Source organism: Pantoea sp. CTOTU49201 (assembly GCF_032054795.1).
Lineage (GTDB): Bacteria > Pseudomonadota > Gammaproteobacteria > Enterobacterales > Enterobacteriaceae > Pantoea > Pantoea symbiotica.
This window is the reverse complement of record NZ_DAMBSA010000163.1, coordinates 7,618-9,436: the sequence shown is the minus strand read 5'-3', so window position 1 is coordinate 9,436 and position 1,819 is coordinate 7,618. Positions and strand designations below refer to the sequence as shown.

Genomic DNA, 1,819 nt, shown 5'->3' with positions numbered 1-1,819 from the left:
CGTGGTGTGGTTCGATTTACACGAAGATGAAACCACGCTGAAAACCAAAATCGCCCAGCATCCGCACTCCAAATTCATTGTCTGCGATGGCGATATCGACCACATCGTCGGCTATGTCGATTCCAAAGAGCTGCTGCTGCGCGTACTCGGCAACCAAAGCCTGACGCTGAACAGCGGTGTGAATATTCGTTCTGCGCTGATTGTGCCGGATACGCTGACGCTCTCCGAAGCGCTGGAAAGCTTCAAAACCGCCGGTGAAGACTTCGCGGTGATCATGAACGAATACGCGCTGGTGGTCGGCATCATTACCCTGAATGACGTGATGACTACGCTGATGGGCGATTTGGTGGGCCAAGGCCAGGAAGAGCAGATTGTCGCGCGTGATGAGAACTCATGGCTGGTGGAAGGCGGTACGCCAATTGATGACGTGATGCGTGTGCTGGATATCGATGATTTCCCGCAGTCTGGCAATTACGAAACCATCGGCGGCTTCATGATGTACATGCTGCGTAAGATTCCGAAGCGTACCGACTTTGTGAAGTTTTCCGGCTACAAGTTTGAAGTGGTGGATATTGATAGCTACCGCATCGACCAGTTGCTGGTTACGCGTATTGATGAGCGCCCGCCAGTGCTGAATGTGACCAAGAATGCGCTGGATGAAGCAGAATCATCGTAGGGTCGCCATTCATGGCGACCAAGCCAACAACCGCACAAAAAACTGAGGGCGCCATCGGCGCCCTTTCTTATGCTTACTTAGTTGTACTCGGCTTGCAGCCGCAGCACCTGGCGATTGATTTCTGACATCACGCTAAGATGCTGTTTATCTTTGACACGCGGCAACATGACTTTGCCCTTATCAAACTCGAACGCGCCCACATCCTTGATGTACAACCTTCCTCTAAATAGCGTTTTTACATATTTCGCAATTTGCAGCGGATTATAGCGCTGGAAGATCTTCATGCTGTTTAACTCCTGAAAATGTTTAATACGCTCCGTCGTGACCAAATTTGGTACGAACCCATGAAGCGCAAATGAGGCATAACTATAGAGCATCCTTTCTTACCAATGTTCCGAAAAGGTGAATTATTTACTGAATTGACACATCATTACAGAATACTCTGTTATCAGCCTCACGAAACCCAGTATAAACCTTCACTCATTATGGAATTGTGGCATAGGTTGCAAACCTGTTAACTCATTGCGACAGACGCATCATCCATGCCTAATATTGCAGGAACATGAACAACTGGTCGGATCACCAAGGAGTTTGATAAATGCGTTTAAGACACACTGTGATAGCACTGGCGCTGCTGCTGCCTGGCCTGGCTTCGGCACATGCATTCAAACTGGGTGAACGCGTGCCCGCTGTTGGCGTTAACGACAAAGGAGAGCTGGTTTATCAACAAGATGAGGATAAGTTTAGCTATAAATCCTGGAATAGCGCGCAGCTGAGCGGAAAAGTTCGCGTCATCCTGCATATTGCCGGTCGTTCTTCGGCGAAAGAGCAGAACGCTGCGTTAATTGAAGCCATCAAAGCCGCGCATCTGCCGCACGATCGTTATCAAACCACCACCATCGTCAATACCGACGATGCGATTCCTGGTACCGGCATGTTTGTGCGCAGCAGCATTGAGAGCAATAAGCAGCAATATCCGTGGTCGCAGTTTATCGTCGATAGCAACGGCAGCGCGCGTCAGGCCTGGCAGCTGGAGAAAGGGGGATCGGCGATTGTGGTGCTGGATAACACCGCACATGTGCGTTACGTCAAAGATGGTCCGCTGACGCAGGATGAAGTGCAGCAGGCGATGAAGTTAATTCA

3 protein-coding genes are annotated in these 1,819 nt (G+C 50.0%); 2 read left to right on the top strand and 1 reads right to left on the bottom strand.

Features of this window, described 5'->3' with window-relative positions; genetic code table 11:
- Positions 1–676: hemolysin family protein (locus RTY00_RS12840; RefSeq protein WP_312664713.1), on the top strand; the 676-nt coding region annotated here is incomplete at its 5' end.
- 77 nt (positions 677–753) lie between these two features.
- On the opposite strand, the gene RTY00_RS12835 is transcribed toward RTY00_RS12840, so the two are convergent.
- Positions 754–960 (bottom strand): DUF1107 domain-containing protein, encoded by a 207-nt coding sequence (locus tag RTY00_RS12835; protein WP_007892150.1) that lies wholly within the window; start codon positions 958–960, stop codon positions 754–756.
- A gap of 314 nt (positions 961–1,274) precedes the next feature.
- Here RTY00_RS12835 and RTY00_RS12830 point away from each other — a divergent pair.
- The coding region (locus tag RTY00_RS12830; protein ID WP_312664712.1) for a YtfJ family protein at positions 1,275–1,819 on the top strand (545 nt) is incomplete at its 3' end.

Excerpts from the sequence above, each read along its gene's own strand:
- RTY00_RS12835 (WP_007892150.1), bottom strand. The coding sequence starts at position 960 with ATGAAGATCTTCCAGCGCTATAATCCGCTGCAAATTGCGAAATATGTA.